This window comes from Myxococcus sp. CA039A, from assembly GCF_013336645.1.
GTDB classification, from domain to species: Bacteria; Myxococcota; Myxococcia; order Myxococcales; family Myxococcaceae; genus Myxococcus; species Myxococcus llanfairpwllgwyngyllgogerychwyrndrobwllllantysiliogogogochensis.
Genome location: NZ_JABUMQ010000296.1, coordinates 1 through 14,373 on the forward strand (window position 1 = coordinate 1; position 14,373 = coordinate 14,373).

Consider the following 14,373-nt stretch of genomic DNA (forward strand, 5'->3'; position numbering starts at 1 on the left):
CCCGGGCGCCCCCGCGCTGGAGGCCGCCACCGCCATCCTGGAGGCCGGCGCCCCGTACGCGGCCACGCAGAAGATCCACCTGGAAGACGTCACCAGCATCTCCCCCGCGGAGGCGCCCCGCCGCGTGTTGGAGCTGCGCGAGCGCGTCGCCCGGGGTGAGCGCGTCGTGGCCGTCATCGACTCCGTCCTCACCCGTCCCGCAAGCCTCCCCCTGGCGCTCGCCGCCGACGGCGTCCTCCTGTGCGTCACCCTGGGGGAGACCGACTTCGGCTCGGCTCGCAAGACGATGGACTTCATCGGCGCGGAGCGCTTCGTGGGCAGCGTCACCTTCCCCCGGCCGAAGAAGAAGGGCCGGGCCTCGTCGTCCAGGAAGAAGAAGCCATGACGTCTCCTGACGCCCCGTCGCTCCGCCTCAGCGTCGTCGTCGCCACCTACAACCGGCTCCCCCTCATCTCCCGACTGCTGGAGCAGTTCGCCACCCAGACGCTCGCGCCCGAGCGGTTCGAGGTCGTGGTCGTGGATGACGGCTCCAAGGAGCCGGTGAAGGAGCCACTGCTCGCCCTCACCGCGAAGCTGCCCTATGCCCTGCGCGTGGAGGTGCAAGCCAACGCGGGCGCCGCGGCCGCGCGACACCGGGGCGTGCTGGCCGCGCGGGGTGAAGTCGTGCTCGTCACCGACGACGACATGCAGGTGGCGAACGACTTCCTGGAGCGGCACCTGGACCACCACCCCGCGGGCTCGCGGCACGTGGTGCTCGGCCGCATCCGGCCGGACCCGTCCATTGGCGACATGCCGCTGTTCGAGCGCTGGTACGCGTACCTCAACCACCGCATGGCGGAGGAGCTCTCCGTCCCCGGCGCCCGCGCGCACGGCAACCACCTGTACACCGGCAACGTGTCCTTCCATCGCGAGGACTACGTGGGCGTGGGCGGCTTCGACAAGTCGCTGGGCCAGTCCGAGGACGTGGAACTGGGCGTGCGGCTGGAGAAGGCCGGCTGCTCCTTCGTCTTCGCCAGCGACGCGTATGTGTTGCACGGCAGTGACCACGTGTCCTTCGAGCGCTGGCTCAAGCGCGCGCACCGCTACGGCATGTTCGACACGCAGGTGGCGCGCAAGCACCCGGACGTGCGCGGCGTGAATCCGTGGCGGCTCCTGTTCGAGACGAACCCGCTGGCGCGCCCGCTGCTCGCGGCGACCGTGGTGGCCCCGGAGGCCACGCGCCTTTTGACGGGCGCGGTGATGCGCGCGGCGAAGGCGGCGGACAAGCTGGGGCTGGAGAAGGCGGCCTTCGCGGGCACCTCCGTGGTGTACGGCATGGAGTACCTGCGGGGCGCTCGCAACGAGGCGGGTGGATGGACTGGCATTGCCCGCGAGGTCGCGCGTTACCTCCAGGGCGGGGGGAGACGATGAACATCATGAAGTCGAAGCGCTCGATGCTCGGCGCGCTGGTCTCCGATGCACTGGAGCTGGCGAAGGCCGCCAACGGCGACACCGGCGCGAAGTCCATCGCGAAGATGGTGCTCACCAGTGACTCGTACCGCATCACCGCGCTGAACCGCGCCCGCGAGGCCGCGCTCGACTACCACATCCCCCTGGTCAACCACGTGCTGCGCGTGGCGCAGACGGCGGTGATGGGGATTGAGATTGGCAAGGACGTCACGCTGGGCAAGGGCGTGTACTTCGTGCACAGCCTGGGCATCGTGATTGGCGGCGACGCGCGCATCGGCGACCGGGTGCGCTTCTACGGCAACAACACCGTGGGCACCGCCAAGGACAACGGCTACCCGACCATCGAGGACGATGTGTGGATTGGGGCCGGGGCGCGCATCCTCGGGCCGGTGCGCATTGGCGCGCGCTCGCGGATTGGCGCGAATGCCGTGGTGCTCCAGGACGTTCCGCCGGACAGCGTGGCCGTGGGCATTCCCGCCCGCGTCTTCCCACGCAAGGACACCGACGACGTGGTGCTGTGAGGCCCGCCTCACGGCGAGCCCGGGGGAGATGAGTTCATGGAGGACGGCGTGAAGGGTTCGCGGAGGAAGGCCGGCGCGGCCGTGTTGACGTGCGCGCTCGTCGTCGGCGGCACGATGGCGGTGGCCCAGGGACTCCAGGCCCAGGACGGCACCGGCGCCGGGCCCGTGGCCAGCGCGTCACCCAAGGCAGCGGGCAAGGCGAAGAAGGCGTCCGGCGAGGCGAGGAACGCTTCTGGTACCACGGCGGCTTCCGGCGAGGCGAAGAACACAGCCGGGGCTTCGGCGGAGAAGGCGTCCGGCGAAGCGAAGAACGCGTCCGGCACCACGGAGACCTCCGGAGAGGTGAAGAACGCGTCCGGCACCACGGCGGCTTCCGGTGCGACCTCGTCCTCCGCCACGCTGGAGGCGCTCTACGACGGGGGCCTGGGCACCGGATGGAAGGACATTGGCTGGGCGCCGCGTGAGCTGCCTCGGGGTGCTCCGGCGCGCATGCGCCTGTTCAACTACGGCGGCTGGATTCTGTACCGCCCGAAGCTGGAGGGTTCATTCGGCGCGCTGTCCCTGCGCCTGAGCGCGCCCGAGTCCTACGGCGAGTTCCTCGAAGTACGGCTGGACGCGCAGGGCTCCACCTCCTTCCCGCGCATCCCGATTACCTCCGAGCTCCAGGTCCGCAAGGACGGCGAGTGGTCTGAAATCCTCATCCCCATGGAGCTGCTCAACCCGCGCGGAGAGGCGTTCGACCGCGTGGTGCTGCGCGCGTCCAAGGACGTGGGGCGCGACTGGGTGCTCTTCGACAAGGTGTCGCTGGTGCCGCTGCCTCCCGAGGTCGCCGCCGCGCTCGCCGCGGGCGGGGGACGCACCGGCAAGGGCAGCGGGCGCGAGACGAAGCTGACCATCGACTGCACCGCGCCCGGCCATCGCATCAGCCCGCTCATCTACGGCATCGCCATGGATGGCCTGCGCGAGAAGAAGGACCAGCACCAGTACCGCATGGGCGCGACGACGCGCCGCTGGGGCGGCAACCCCACGTCCCGCTACAACTGGAAGCTGGGCGGCGCGTGGAACACGGCCAACGACTGGTTCTTCCAGAACGTGGACATCGGCCTGAGCTACGAGGACTTCATCGCCTCCAACCGGAAGCACGGCATGATGTCCGCCGTCACGGTGCCTCTGATTGGCTGGGTGGCGAAGGACACGACGTCGGTGGGCTTCCCGGTGTCGAAGTTCGGTCCGCAGCGCGGCGAGGACAACGGCTCCGGCAACGGCGTCACGCGCGATGGCACACCGCTCAAGCCAGGCGCGCCGTCCCAGACGAGCACCGAGGCCTCGCCCGAGTTCGTCGCCGAGTGGGTCCGCACCATCCGCGAGCGGGACCTCGCGCGCGGTGGCGAGCGCAACGTCCGGATGTACATCCTGGACAACGAGCCCATGCTCTGGAACTCGACGCATCGGGATGTCTTCCCGGAGCCGCTCACATACGACGGGCTGTTGTCCCGGACGATTGCGTACGGCACCGCGGTGCGGAAGGCGGACCCGGAGGCGCTCATCGCGGGCCCGGCCGAGTGGGGCTGGACGAACTACCTCTGGTCGGCGGCGGACTTCGCGCCGGGCAAGGCGCCGCACTCGGACCGCCGCGCGCACGGGGATGTGCCGCTGTTGCCGTGGTACCTGCGGCAGCTTCGCGAGCACGAGAAGAAGACGGGCGTGCGCATCCTCGACGTGGTGGACGTTCACTTCTACCCGCAGACGAACGTCGGCGTGGGGCTCGAGGGGAACACGGACCCGGAGACGAACGCGCGCCGCATCCGCTCGACGCGAGGCCTGTGGGACCCGACGTACAAGGACGAGTCCTGGATTGCAGAGCCCGTGCGCCTGTTGCCGCGCCTCAAGGAGTGGATTGCGCAGAACTACCCGGGCCGGAGCATCTCCATCGGCGAGTACAACTTCGGCGCGTTCGGCCACATGAGCGGCGGACTGGCGCAGGCCGAGGCGCTGGGTCGCTTCGCGCAGGAGAACATCTACTCCGCGTACTTCTGGCAGTACCCCACGAATGGCAGCCCGGTGTTCTGGGCGTTTCGAGCGTTCAGGGACTTCGACGGGCGCGGTGGGCACTTCCAGGACTACTGGGTGCCGGCGAAGGCGGAGGAGGGCACCAGCGTGTTCGCCTCGCGAGACGAGTCGGGGACGAAGCTGGTGGCGGTGGTGTTGAATTTCGACCCGGACCAGGCCGCGCAGGCTCGGGTCGAGTTGAAGGGTTGTGGGACGCTCGAGGGTGCGCGCGTGCTCGGGTATTCGGGCGCGCCGGGTGGGTTCCTGGAGCAGACGGCTGGAAGCAAGACGGCGGGGACGCTGACGCAGCGGCTGCCGCCCTACTCGATGACAGTGCTTGATTTGACGGTGAAGAAGCCATGAGTGCCGCGACCCCCGAGACTCCGAAGCCGACGCCGTTCACCACGGGCCGCCCGCGCCTGCACATTGGCCAGTTGGCCATCGACCAGCTGACGTTCGAGGACGCCGTGCAGCAGATTGGGCGCCTGGTTGATTTGCACCAGGGCGGCTACGTCTTCACCGCCAACGTGGACCACGTGGTGCTGGCGGAGGACAACGTGCAGTTCCGCGAGGCGTACTCGCGCGCCACGATTTCGGTGGTGGATGGGATGCCGATTGTCTGGGCATCGAAGGCGATGGACGTGACGTTGCCCGAGCGCATCGCCGGCTCGGATTTGATTCTCCCGTTGATGAAGCTGGGGGCGGAGCGCAAGTGGCGGGTGTTCCTGCTCGGCGCGGGCCCTGGCGTGGCGGCGAAGGTGGCGAAGCAGGTGAAGGATACGTACGGCGTGGAGGTGGTGGGGTGGGACTCGCCGATGGTGAAGACGGATGGGGGGGATGCGCAGAACGACCCGATTGTGGCGAAGATTCGGGAGGCGGATCCGCACCTGCTCTTCGTGGCGTTGGGGAGTCCAAAGCAGGAGGTGTGGATTTCGCAGGTGGCCGGGAAGCTGGGGCCCACCGTGGCGATTGGCATCGGGGCGGGGTTCGACTTCATCGCGGGTACGGCCAAGCGCGCGCCGCAGTGGATTTCCAAGGCGGGCTTCGAGTGGCTCTACCGTCTGGTCAATGAACCCAAGCGCCTGTGGCGCCGGTACATCCTGAATGACTCGCGCTTCGCGACGATTCTGGTGCGTGAGTTCTGGCAGCGGACGGGTGGGAAGTCGGAGTAGCCACCCCACGCCTGCCCAGGTGGCGACGAGCGCGGCCTCGCACATCCCCCGAAGGTCAACGAGGCCGTGAAGCCGCTGCAGCACTGACTCACCACCAAGAGCCTCCAGGCGGAGCAAGTGGTGCGCGCGAATCGACTTCCCCTCAAAGCTCGCTCGGCTGCCCATGGGTTCTCCGAGGAGAACCTTCAAACGAGGGGATAGCTCAGGGTTGGGCCCGACCCGACCTTCAGTCTGCCTGACGCCATTCTTTACGGCGTTCCCCACCGAGCCCCGTCGCGCCGGAGCAGCCGCGCTGGCACGGCCCAGGCGTCTTCACCGCACATCGTCGTGGCATACTCCGGAGCAGGCCGACTCTGACCCGCGGCTCGCTGGCTCGACTGAAAGGACGCGCCCATGCGACTCCGCGCCTGCGCCACGCTTCTGCTCTTCCTCTCGGCGTGCGCTACGTCGGCACCGAGCCCAAGGGAGCAAGTGCCCTTGAACCCAAGGGTCGCCAACCTCCAGAGAGCAGCGACGCTGCCGTGGGCGGATGGCGGGCGCTGCGTGGTGCGGGAGGCATCCAACGAATGGGCCGTGCTTGTGGAGAGGTGCTATCAGGCGCTCGACCATCAGCGGGTCCAGTTTCGCGATGTCACGGGAAGATGCTCTGTCGCCTCCGCGGGGGCCGCGACCTTGGGTTTAGGAGTCTGCATTCTGATAGCACCCGAGATAGTCGTTGGAGCCGTGATTGTCGCTGGAGCAGTCGTGGTGGCCGTCGCCATCAAAGAAGAGTTGGATGCATATCGGAGGGCATCTCGTGAGGGTGCGCAGCCCGAGACCCAAACGCGGCCATCCCATGAGCAGGAGCGTTTGACGCACCGAAAGCCCGAGCCAGCAGGGCAGGACTGGTTCCCCCCGGCGCCGACCGATCCACTGGACCGAGAACGCCATCCGGAGTGCAGGCCCGTCCCGGTGCCGCACGCGGGCGAGGATGCTCCGCATAACGAGTGCGCCGACACGTTTCCGCCCAACCGCTATCCCGGCAATGACGTGCTCGTTGGCGGCAAGCGCTTTGATGCGCTTCAAGTCGGCGCGCGTGTGCTGTGGGAGATCAAGACCCATCAGTTTGACACGTACAGTGACTTCCTCCGGGATCGGGTCGTCGAAGATCAGTTGGAAGAGTTCCAGGAGGACCGCGACATCGCAGCGGCCTGTGGATATAGCTTCGTCGTTGGGGTGAGTAGTGCCGCGCACAAAGATGCGCTGCTGCGACAGGACTCCAGCCTCAGAATCGTCGTCACGGGATGCAAACGATGACCACGCGAAAGCGCCTCGATATGACCGTCTACGCGCCTACACTCGCGGAGCACGACGGCCGCACACTCGCTGTCGTCCGTGGCATGGAACGGGCGCTGCCCGGTTTGCGCCTGGAGTGGGAAGTGAGCAAAGGAGGGCGCCCCATCGAGCTACCACAACGCGAGGCCTGGCTCGCTGAGGCGGCAACACGCGGAAAGTTCCCACTGCTATGCAACGGCGAAGAGAGCTACCCAGTAACCATTTCTGGGATGCGACGCTCCGCGAGCGCAAGCCCTGGCGGCCAGCAACAGCTCCAAGTCCATGCGAAGTTGCCACTGGATGCGGCCATCATCACGGCAGCGGCGGAGCTGCTGGAGGGCATGGCGGAAGGCGCACGCGCGTTCTGGGGGCATGCGACGCCGGACAGCGCCGCGCTGGACATTGCGTATCAGACAGCACCCACGCTGGAAGGGCCGCCGTCCCCACGCAGGGGGCTGCCCGCCCTGAAGCTCTTCGAGCACATCCGCTCGCCTGAGATTCCCTATTACCTCGGCTGGCTGAACTACTGGTCGGATGCTGCCGCGGAAGCCATCGGGTTCCCCGACCCTGCCCGCGACACGGACCTGCTCTCACGGGCGCGGCGCACGGCAACGGGTGGATGGATTGTGCCGCTCACCGAAGCGCCGCTCGAGCTCGACAACCCCGCCCACCTGGACGCGCTCTTACGGGCCTACGAGCGCTTCCCGAAGATCGGCGGTCGCTCAACGCCTTGACGCCTCAGCGCGGGCCTCAGCAGACACCTCTCCCCTCAGATGGCCAACATCTGACATTGTCAGGGCCAACACCTCGCACCACGTTTTGAGTGGCCTCACACGCCGGCACTAGGCTCCGTGGCAAGACCGATGACCGTGAGAGAGACAACGAGGGGGGAACGAAGTCCACGGGTCAAAGACTCGCTGATTTCGACCCAGGTCAATGACTTCATCATCGAGGAGCGCATCGGCGAGGGAGGCATGGGCGTCGTCTATCGCGCCGTCCACCCCCTGATTGGCAAACAAGTCGCCATCAAGGTCCTCCGCGCCGAGCACGTCACCCAGCAACAGGTGGAACGTCTGCTCATCGAGGCACGCGCCGTCAATTCCATCCGCCACCCGGGCATCATCGACATCTTCGGGTTCGGACGCCTGCCCGACTCGCGGCCCTACATCATCATGGAGCTGCTGCGCGGCCAGTCCCTCTCCGAATCCCTCAAGCAACTCGGACGCCTGGACCCCAACACCACCGCCTGGATTCTCGACCAGATTCTCTCGGCGCTCGGAGCCGCTCACAAGGCGGGCGTGGTGCACCGGGACATGAAGCCCGGCAACGTGTTCCTCGCGGAGATGCTCGACGGCTCGCGCGCCGTCAGGCTCGTCGACTTCGGCATCGCCAAGCTGGTGCGCAGCCACGACGGCCCCACCACCGTGGACGGCACCATCCTCGGAACGCCCGAGTACATGGCCCCCGAGCAGATTCGCGGAACCACCGTCACTTCCGCGACCGACCTCTATGCCGTCGGCATCATGGCCTTCCAGATGCTGACCGGCGAACGCCCCTTCAAGGGCGAACAGCTCCAGGTCCTCTTCGCTCACGTCGAGCAACCACCCCCACTCCCCTCCTCACTCGTCCCCGGCATCGCGCCCGAGTTCGACACCCTCGTCCTTCATCTGCTCGCCAAGGACCCGGCCCTGCGCCCCGAGTCCGCCGAGGCCGTGCAACAGGCGCTGAAGCGGATTCCGCCCACCGTCGTCCCTCCGTTCGGCCCCGGAACGACCGCGACCGTTCAACCCATCGGCCGTGAAGGTGGGACGAAATCCACCTGGTCCCAGGTGAAGCTCCCCCACCCCACGACACGACGCGGACGTGTCTGGCTGGCCGCCGGCGCCGCGCTCCTCTCCAGCGTCGCGACGGCAACCTTCCTGCTCTCTCCCTGGGGGCCCGGACGCGCGGGGACAACACCCGTCCCGACCACCGTCAGCCCGGCGGAGGCGCCCCATCAGAATCCTCCGGAGCGCGCGCCCGCTCCTGCTCCGCCGCCGCCCACGCAAGAAGCCTCCGCGCAACCTCTCGCGGTCAACGACCCGGCGCTCCCAACGAAAGGCGCGACTCCAAACCTCCCCGAGCCCGGCTCCGAGGGAAGCACACAGCCCTCCAACTCGGCGGCGCACGAGGCTGCATCCACGCCCGCTGTCTCCGACGCGGACGCCTCCACGGCCACCCCGGCCGTCCACAAGGCCGCGACCGACCCCAAGCAGCAGCCATCGCGACCCACGCCGAGGCACCCAGCGGCCTTCCTGCCACGCGGCGAGAAGGCGCCCCCGGACCCCAAGCTGGTCCAGCGCGTCTACAACCTCGAGGAGCGCTACTTGAAGCAGACCTCGGGCCGCGCCCCTTCGGAGGAGTTCGAGAAGGAGCTCAAGCACCTCCACGCACGCGCACTCAAGGCGACGACCCGGGCCGAGAGCACACAGGTCAGCGCGTCAATCTCCACGCTGACGCAGCACCTGCGCGCGCTCCAGGCCCCCAAGGTCGCCACCGCGCCGCCCTCGTCGGCGGACACGCATCCCGAGCCCACGCCACCGCCTCCTTCCGTGGTGCCCCTGCGCGCGCCGGGCCCTCACGTGCTGGCGATGCTCACGACTCCAGCCCTGACGCCCAGCGATGACCGGCTGGCGCGGCGCTTCGTCCAGTTCAAGGCGATGTACCTGGAGCGCGCGTCCAAGCATGAGTACCCCCGGGTCATCGAGGAGTCGCTCGTCCGCATCCATGACCTCGCGATGAAGGAGACGACCGCCACCGAGCGCATGGACATCCACCGCGCGCTCGATGCCTGGAAGGAAGTCCTGGACCACGCCACGCCGAAGTGAGCGGAGCCGCGCTCAGACGCTCATCGACTGCATCATCTCCGAGGGCTTCATCATCGGCATGTCCGAGGAGAATGCCGGCTCCATGCTGTTCGCGGACTGCGTCCGGCCCATCATCTTCTCCATGTCCGGCTGGCGCTGCCCGTCCTCGAAGGTCGACTGCGACTTCTCGTTGGCCTTGGGCTGCTCCTTGCCAAATGGCCGAGGCTGCCCCGCCCGCTCCGCCGCGTCGTTCGCCTTCTTCTTCGCCTCATCCGCGCGACGCGTGGACTCGGACGCCTTCGCGGAAGCGGACTCGAGCTTCTTCTGCGCGTTGGCCAACTTCACCAGGGCGGTCTGCTCGTCCGCCTGCGCCTCCGCGAGCGCCTTCGCCGAGGCCTCCTGCTGCTTCGGCGTCTGCCCCGGAGCATTCGCCTTCATCTCCGCCTCCACCCGCGTCTTCGAAGCCTCGTCGAGCGCCTTCTCCGCGGCCTCGGCCTGCTTGCGCGCGTTCTTCTCCGCCTCCTTCGCCGCCTTCGCCGCCCGAACCTCCGCCTCCGCCTTCTTGCGTGCATCATCCGCGCGCTGCGCGTCATCCGCCTTCGGGCCCTGCTGGCGCATCGTCGAACGGCCATCCACCTTGGTCAGCGAATTCACGGGTCACTTCCTTCCAAGTGCGATGAGGGACAGACACCCCTTCTTCGCCAGAAGCGCCCACACGGTTACATCGGGAATTACTTTTCCGGGGCCCGACACACATCCGGGCCCCCGTCCCCCACGTCACGGCAGGCTCAGCTTGAGCCCGTAGGGGATGGTCCTGTCCTTCACGCCACCAGGGTCCACCTTTACCTGGTCATCCCGAACCAGCGTGGCCGAGTCCGAGCCGTCGAACGACACCGCGTCATCCACCCCCAGCTTCACCAGCGAGTCGCGAATCTCCGCGAGCGTCTTGCCCGGCTTCGACCCGTCGTCCTGCGCGACGACATACGTGGTGCCCGTGTCCCGGTCGTAACCGACGACGACCTTTCCACTGTTCGCACCCCGCTCGTTCTGGTCCTTGAAGCCCTCGTTGTTCCGCTGCGTCAGGTCGGACGCATACGCCCCCGGGTCTCCCGTGAGCGGCGCCGCCGGGGACGTCCCGGGCTTGTACTGATTCCCGTCGCCATACGGCGTGTTGTTGATGATGAGCGGCACCGCCCCACCAAACGCCACCTTCGAATCCGCCGGCGGATCTCCCTGCCCGAACTTCAGGCCACTCGACGTCCACGCCGCATAGAACCGGTCCGGTGACGACTCACCCCCCAGCACCTTCCCGTTCTCAATCACCTTCCCCACCGGACTGCTCCCGGAGAAAGGGACGTCATAGAAGCTGGTGTTGATGATGGTGTCGCTGCCTGGCTGGCGCCCCTCCTCCTGCGCCAGCTTGGAGAAGGGCTTCGCCGCCTCCGGCCTCGCCCAGCTCCCAAGCACGTTGTCGACGATGCTGCCCCCATGCTCGACAACGGATGGCGTGGCGTTCTTCATCGCCACCACGTGGAGGCCATCGGCCTCGAACTCCACCGGCTGTCTTGGATTCGCGTTGATGCGCTCCGTCACCGCCGCGGACAGCCGCTTCCCGTCCGCCTCCGTCGTCGGAAGCTTCAGCTCCTGCGTCCGCGCCGAGTTCTGGGCCTCGCGCAGCAACACGTCCGACGTGGCCGCCGAGCGGCGCATCGTGATGTCCCCGTTGCCCGGCAACGCGTAGCCGTCCGTCTTCTCGCCGGGTAGCTCCGGATAGGACGCGTCGTCCACCACGTTCACCTGGACACCGCGCGCATCCAGGTCCGCGAGCGCCTTCTGGCCCTCCGGCGTGGCGCTCAACTCCTGCCGCAGTCGGTCAACAGACGACTTGTTCGCCTCGTCCTTCAACCGCTGCGTCGTCGCGGTGTGTTCGGCGCGAAGCTCCTGGCGCAGGCCCCCTGGAACGTCCCTCAAGTCCAGGCCCTTCTTCACGTGCGCGTCGTAGCGGTCCCACGCCTCCTTCTCCGGCGTGCTCACGTCCGCGACCATCATCGACTGGAGTTCGGGAGACAGCTTCGCCTTGTCCAACTCCGTGGCGCGCTCGGGTGAACCGGGCGGCGTGTCGAAGATGCGCTTCGCATCCGTCGCCGACACCGTCCCCGCCTCCGTGTATTGCGGCTGCGCCTTCTTGTACGCGTCCAACGACTCGTACGACTTGTTCGTCGTCGGGTCCAACACCTGCTCGCCCTGGCGCACCACCACGTGCCCCGTCTGGCCCTCCGTCCCCGGCCGCTGGTCCTTCAGGAAGACCATCTCCGAGCGCGCGAGCAGCTCCGGCGACGCCTTGTCCACCCAGTCCGCCGCCGTATCCAGGCAGTTGACCTTGCCGTCCTTCGCGTCCTCCGTGAGCAGCGACGACGCCTCCGAGCTCCCCGGGGGCGCAGGCACATGGCCCAGCAGTTTGTCGCGCAGCACGTTGCGAGAGGCGTCCTCGAAGCTCGACACACTGCTCCGCACTGGATTGGACGTGGCGCCCGAGAGGCGCTGCGCGTCATACGGAGGCGGCAGGCCCTGGACACTGGCCTGCGTGTTCGCCTCACGCATCGCGCCCTGCGCACGCTGGGCGGAGCGCGCGGCATGCTCCTCCGCGGCCCGCTGCGCCTCCTCGGCCCGAGTCGTCCGCTGCGCGGCGAGCTTCTCCGCCCGCTGCGCCTCCACGGCCTCCTTCCTGGAAGCCTTGGCCTCTGTCGGAGTCTGCCCAGGCGCCTCGGCCTGGGACTTCGCCTTCGCCGCCTCCGCTCGCGCCTTCTCCTGCGCGCGACGCGCGGCCTCCGCGGCACGACGCGACTCCTCGGCGGCACGACGCGCGGCCTCCGCCGCCTTCCTCGCCGCCTCCGCGCGACGCCGAGCCTCTTCCGCACGCCGGGCCGCATCCGCCTCGGCGGTCCCCGTCGACGACGTCGTCGGTGAGCCACCTCGAATCGCTGCCGTGCCCCCCATGCGTCACTTCCTTCCGGAAAGTCGAAGCCCGTCTCCTCATTTTCGATTCGGTGATTTCGGGGTTTCCCAGCGCACGCTGAACCCAGCGCGTCTGTTCCCCGCTCGACACCTCCAGGGGTTGCCGCAGGACATTGGTGGGTGTCCGCTCGGGGGTTTCCACGGGGTCGTGACACGCCTCATGAGCAGACGAGCGCAAGCGACCCGGGGGAACCGCGTAGGGTTCGTGTGACGCGGCATTTCACGCGAGTCCCTCCAGGAACCCCTTCCATGAACCCAAGACCTTCGTCCCGCCTCCTCACCGTGGCCCTCTCGGGCCTCACGGCCCTGGGCCTCCTCACCGCCGCGGACACCCGCAAGCCCGCGACGCAGTGGCTGGCCCGGCCCACCGAGGCCGCCCGCATCGCTCGCGTGGAGCAGGGCCTGCCCGCGGTAACCCTCCCTGGCGAGGCGCCACGTCAGCTCTCGCTGCCTCAGTGGATGGAGCTGTATGGCATCCCTGGCGTGAGCATCGCCGTGTTCGACCAGGGCTCGCTCATCTGGGCCAAGGGCTATGGCGTGAAGCAGGTGGGCGGCACCGACGCCGTCACCGTCGACACGCTCTTCCAGGCCGCGTCCATCAGCAAGCCCGTGGCGGCGCTCGCCGCGATGCACCACGCGGAGAAGCGCAAGTGGTCGCTCGACGCGGACATCAACGACACGCTCGTCTCCTGGAAGCTGCCCGACAACGAGTTCACCAAGGAGCAGAAGGTGACGCTGCGCCGGCTGCTCTCGCACAGCGCGGGGACGACGGTGAGCGGCTTCCCCGGCTACTCGGTCACCGGGCCCGTGCCCACGACCCAGCAGGTGCTCGATGGCGAGAAGCCCGCGAACACGTCCGCCGTGCGCGTGGACACCGTGCCCGGCACGCTGACGCGCTACAGCGGCGGAGGCACCACCATCGTCCAGCAGATGCTGGTGGATCAGCTCAAGAAGCCCTTCCCCCAAATCATGAAGGAGACCGTGCTCGCGCCGCTCGGCATGAAGCACAGCACCTACGAGCAGCCGCTGCCCAAGCACCTGGCGTCCATGGCGGCCAGCGGCACCTACTCCGGGGGCAAGAGCGTCGAGGGCCGCTGGCATGTCTACCCGGAGATGGCCCCCGCCGGACTGTGGACGACGCCGTCGGACCTCGCCCGCGTCGCGCTGGAGATGTCCAAGGCGACGAAGGGGCAGTCCCGCCGCGTGGTGTCCCAGGCGATGGCGAAGCAGATGCTCACCCGCCAATCGGAGAGGTTCGGCATCGGCTTCGAGCGTCCTTCGGACCAGGACTGGTTCGGCCATGGCGGCTCGAACGAGGGCTACCGCTGCTTCCTCATGGCCTTCGAGTCGGGCAGCGGCGTGGCCATCATGACCAACTCGGATGCGGGCTCGCGCCTCTTCGAGCCCATCATCGCGAGCGTCATGGCCGAGTACGGCTGGAAGGGCTACACGCTCGCTCCCGACAATGCCTTCACCACGGTGGACCTGCTGACGCGATTGAAGGGCGCCGATGCCGCCATCACCTGGTTCAAGGCCCGCAAGAGCGCCGCCACACCCGAGGACAAGCAACTGTCCCCCGCCGTCCTCAACGACATCGCCTACTCGCTCCTGCGCTCGGGCAAGGTCCCCGACGCCGTGAAGATGTTCGAGGCCAACGTCGAGCTCTACCCGCAGGACTCCAACGCCCACGACAGCCTGGGTGAGGGCTACGCCGAGGCCGGGCGGAAGGACGAGGCCATCTTCCGCTACAAGAAGTCGCTGGAGTTGGACCCCAAGAACAACAACGCCGTGATGATGCTGGAGAAGCTCGGCGCGGCCTCGAAGTAGCGGGTCTCCCCCGGGGGGAGGATTGTTTCCCGCGTGGAAACAGTCCTCTGCCTGGCGCCCCATTTTTCGCGGACGCCCAGGTCTCTACTGTTCCTCTTGTCAGCAACGCACACCGCGGCAGACGCGGTGAAACCAAGAGGGAGTACGCCATGAGCGCCACCGTCCAGAAGACCCAGACCC

11 protein-coding genes are annotated in these 14,373 nt (G+C 68.0%); 9 read left to right on the forward strand and 2 right to left on the reverse strand.

Annotated features, from left to right (window positions below):
- The 8 genes from HR086_RS36215 to HR086_RS36250 form a co-directional block, all read left to right on the forward strand.
- Positions 1-385, forward strand: a 385-nt coding sequence (locus HR086_RS36215) for a hypothetical protein (protein WP_174467899.1), incomplete at its 5' end; no start/stop codon positions are given.
- A complete protein-coding gene (gene epsD, locus HR086_RS36220; protein WP_141642495.1) occupies positions 382-1,410 on the forward strand; it encodes an exopolysaccharide biosynthesis glycosyltransferase EpsD in 1,029 nt (342 codons plus the stop codon). The genes HR086_RS36215 and epsD, both read left to right, overlap by 4 nt.
- A gap of 5 nt (positions 1,411-1,415) precedes the next feature.
- On the forward strand, positions 1,416-1,970 hold the full coding sequence (gene epsC / locus HR086_RS36225; protein ID WP_254624167.1) for a serine O-acetyltransferase EpsC: 555 nt from the start codon (positions 1,416-1,418) through the stop codon (positions 1,968-1,970).
- A gap of 36 nt (positions 1,971-2,006) precedes the next feature.
- Positions 2,007-4,382 carry a GH44 family glycoside hydrolase EpsB gene (gene epsB, locus HR086_RS36230; RefSeq protein WP_254626601.1) on the forward strand — a complete coding sequence of 792 codons (2,376 nt, stop codon included), beginning with the start codon at positions 2,007-2,009 and terminating at the stop codon, positions 4,380-4,382.
- Positions 4,379-5,191: an exopolysaccharide biosynthesis glycosyltransferase EpsA gene (gene epsA / locus HR086_RS36235; protein WP_141642493.1), complete on the forward strand. Its 813-nt coding sequence runs from the start codon at positions 4,379-4,381 to the stop codon at positions 5,189-5,191. The genes epsB and epsA overlap by 4 nt, the downstream gene beginning before the upstream one ends.
- 747 nt (positions 5,192-5,938) lie before the next feature.
- Positions 5,939-6,487, forward strand: coding sequence for a DUF6310 domain-containing protein (locus HR086_RS49840; RefSeq protein WP_373564401.1), 549 nt, complete (start codon positions 5,939-5,941; stop codon positions 6,485-6,487).
- Positions 6,484-7,239, forward strand: coding sequence for a DUF5953 family protein (locus HR086_RS36245; RefSeq protein ID WP_174460470.1), 756 nt, complete (start codon positions 6,484-6,486; stop codon positions 7,237-7,239). Before HR086_RS49840 ends, HR086_RS36245 begins: the two co-directional genes overlap by 4 nt.
- Positions 7,240-7,374: 135 nt before the next feature.
- A complete protein-coding gene (locus HR086_RS36250) occupies positions 7,375-9,372 on the forward strand; it encodes a serine/threonine-protein kinase (RefSeq protein ID WP_174467901.1) in 1,998 nt (665 codons plus the stop codon).
- Between the two features lie 12 nt (positions 9,373-9,384).
- Here HR086_RS36250 and HR086_RS36255 read toward each other — a convergent pair whose 3' ends face one another.
- On the reverse strand, positions 9,385-10,005 hold the full coding sequence (locus HR086_RS36255) for a hypothetical protein (RefSeq protein WP_174467902.1): 621 nt from the start codon (positions 10,003-10,005) through the stop codon (positions 9,385-9,387).
- A 123-nt stretch (positions 10,006-10,128) separates the two neighbouring features.
- Positions 10,129-12,348 (reverse strand): phosphodiester glycosidase family protein, encoded by a 2,220-nt coding sequence (locus HR086_RS36260; RefSeq protein WP_174467903.1) that lies wholly within the window; start codon positions 12,346-12,348, stop codon positions 10,129-10,131.
- A gap of 267 nt (positions 12,349-12,615) precedes the next feature.
- On the opposite strand from HR086_RS36260, the gene HR086_RS36265 reads away from it, so the two are divergent.
- Positions 12,616-14,193 (forward strand): serine hydrolase, encoded by a 1,578-nt coding sequence (locus HR086_RS36265; RefSeq protein ID WP_174467904.1) that lies wholly within the window; start codon positions 12,616-12,618, stop codon positions 14,191-14,193.
- The last annotated feature ends 180 nt before the right edge of the window (positions 14,194-14,373 follow it).

What these genes read in the sequence shown, in the direction of transcription:
- HR086_RS36265 (WP_174467904.1), top strand. Translation starts at nt 12,616, where the DNA reads ATGAACCCAAGACCTTCGTCCCGCCTCCTCACCGTGGCCCTCTCGGGC.
- epsC (WP_254624167.1), top strand. Translation starts at nt 1,416, where the DNA reads ATGAAGTCGAAGCGCTCGATGCTCGGCGCGCTGGTCTCCGATGCACTG.
- epsD (WP_141642495.1), top strand. Translation starts at nt 382, where the DNA reads ATGACGTCTCCTGACGCCCCGTCGCTCCGCCTCAGCGTCGTCGTCGCC.
- epsB (WP_254626601.1), top strand. Translation starts at nt 2,007, where the DNA reads ATGGAGGACGGCGTGAAGGGTTCGCGGAGGAAGGCCGGCGCGGCCGTG.
- epsA (WP_141642493.1), top strand. Translation starts at nt 4,379, where the DNA reads ATGAGTGCCGCGACCCCCGAGACTCCGAAGCCGACGCCGTTCACCACG.
- HR086_RS36260 (WP_174467903.1), bottom strand. Translation starts at nt 12,348, where the DNA reads ATGGGGGGCACGGCAGCGATTCGAGGTGGCTCACCGACGACGTCGTCG.
- HR086_RS36245 (WP_174460470.1), top strand. Translation starts at nt 6,484, where the DNA reads ATGACCACGCGAAAGCGCCTCGATATGACCGTCTACGCGCCTACACTC.